The sequence below is a fragment of the Neisseria sp. P0001.S005 genome, assembly GCF_051963715.1.
The window spans coordinates 1-1,429 of the sequence record NZ_JBQCTZ010000397.1 but is presented as its reverse complement, the minus strand read 5'-3'; the positions used below and the strand labels follow the sequence as shown (position 1 = coordinate 1,429).

Sequence of the window (1,429 nt, the reverse complement as noted above, 5' to 3'; positions counted from 1 at the left end):
ACTGTTTCTCCATTTTTCAAGATACGGGCTTTGGGATTAAAAGGAAAGTCACTATGACAAACCATATCTGCTTTACCAGTTTTACCCAAGAAGAATGTTCCCCCCCATTCAAGTTCGCAATCGTTGGGGCGCGGTAAAACAGGTTTACCTTTAATTTCAGTCAGACATGATACACCCTGAGCCAAATCAGATACTTTCGCATCACCACCGCAATAAATCCTACCGTTTCCAGCACGAAAATCAATATTATATAGTCCACTATTTATCACATCTTCAGTTTCTTCCATTGGAGATACAGCACAAGCCGCAACTGATAAAGTTAATGACATTAAAGTAAATAATTTCTGCATACAAAGACTCCTATTAGGATGTTTAAGGTTATTAAATATTTTCTAACTAAACGATCTACCGCCATAGCTGCGCTCTTCTTGAATCTGCAGCGTATCTTTAGCAACCTCATGCTGCTGTTGGCTGCGCTCTTTCAACACCGCTTGCTGTTCGGCTCTGAAGTTTACCACCACATCAGCATTGTCAGCCAATGCTTTGGCTGTGAACGTACCATCTTTGTCGTTTTTAAAGCCTTGAATTAAAGCTTGAAGTTTATCAGCTGGTCTCTCATTACCCTCAGAAGATTTGGAATGTTCTTGCTGACGAGTTGGAGCTGTGATTCTTTCGATGTTTTCGTCCCGACGTTTTGCATCTGCTGGGTGTTTGATTCCATATGCAGTACTCATACGAAAATTTTTTAAATCTTCCATATCAAGCTGACCATGCACTTTTACAGTTTTATTTCCAGGCAAAGTGACTCCATTGTCTTTTTCTGTTTGTGTAATAAACTTAACAAGAGCCTCATTAACTTTTGCACCATATTGATTGCCAATATCCGCAATAAAGACCTTTGCCTGCATGCTGTTATTCAAAAATTCTCTATTTACTTTATTTTTAACATTACTAATCTTTTCCTCTACATTTAAAATTTTATCATCTAAATTTTCATTATAGTTTTCATTAATTAATTTTATTCCTGTCGGGGATGATAGAGCAGCATCCAATTTGGGCTTGATTTGCTTGTAGAATGCTTTATCTTCATCACTCATTCCCCGAGTTGCTATCTTTCCTTCCTTAGTCTTGACATCATTAAATGGTTTGTATATCCGATGAAGCTGCGTCATCTCAGATTCTGATAAAAAAGAATTTCCTGCATTATCTTTGGCATGATGAAGTATTTTTTCTAATAACTTTTGGCCATTTTTATTAGATCCCACATCAAATTGAATTCCACCAAAGCTTGGACCACTAGAACCATTTACAGCATTAGACATTTCATATGCACCATACCCCCACGCAATTCATTTACCATCATAGCTTGATGTAGATAATATTTAAAACCATCTTTAGGGGTTAAATGATCGCCACCGGTAAAACGAAG

At 37.3% G+C, this 1,429-nt stretch carries 2 protein-coding genes; both read right to left on the bottom strand.

All coding sequences use genetic code 11. The annotated features are described in order from the left end of the window. The coding region (locus ACTHSP_RS20545) for a DUF6636 domain-containing protein (protein ID WP_440346829.1) at positions 1-350 on the bottom strand (350 nt) is incomplete at its 3' end. Between the two features lie 42 nt (positions 351-392). Next, positions 393-1,322 carry a hypothetical protein gene (locus ACTHSP_RS20540; RefSeq protein WP_440346828.1) on the bottom strand — a complete coding sequence of 310 codons (930 nt, stop codon included), beginning with the start codon at positions 1,320-1,322 and terminating at the stop codon, positions 393-395. Positions 1,323-1,429: the final 107 nt, after the last annotated feature.